This window comes from Exiguobacterium sp. s34 (assembly GCF_018617435.1).
Lineage (GTDB): Bacteria > Bacillota > Bacilli > Exiguobacteriales > Exiguobacteriaceae > Exiguobacterium > Exiguobacterium aestuarii.
Genome location: NZ_JACSKE010000024.1, coordinates 1 through 203, shown reverse-complemented (window position 1 = coordinate 203; position 203 = coordinate 1). Strand labels below are relative to the sequence as shown.

At 58.1% G+C, this 203-nt stretch carries 1 protein-coding gene; it reads left to right on the top strand.

Annotation, left to right across the window (positions count from 1 at the left end; genetic code table 11):
• Positions 1 to 23 precede the first annotated feature (23 nt).
• On the top strand, positions 24 to 203 hold a 180-nt coding region (locus KNO87_RS15620), incomplete at its 3' end, for a helix-turn-helix domain-containing protein (RefSeq protein WP_353048763.1).

Below are 203 nucleotides of genomic sequence, written 5' to 3'. Positions count from 1 at the left end.
CCCTCCCCCTCCACGGGTATCGGATGAGGAAGACACATCACGATCTTCGGAAGGGAGGAGGGACGGACATGCTGAAAGGCTATACATACAGGCTCTACCCGACGCCTGCACAGACCGAGTTCCTCATCAAGACCATCGGCTGCGCCCGGTTCATCTACAACAAGTTGCTCGAGGACCGCATCGCCATCCGCGAGGAGGTGAAA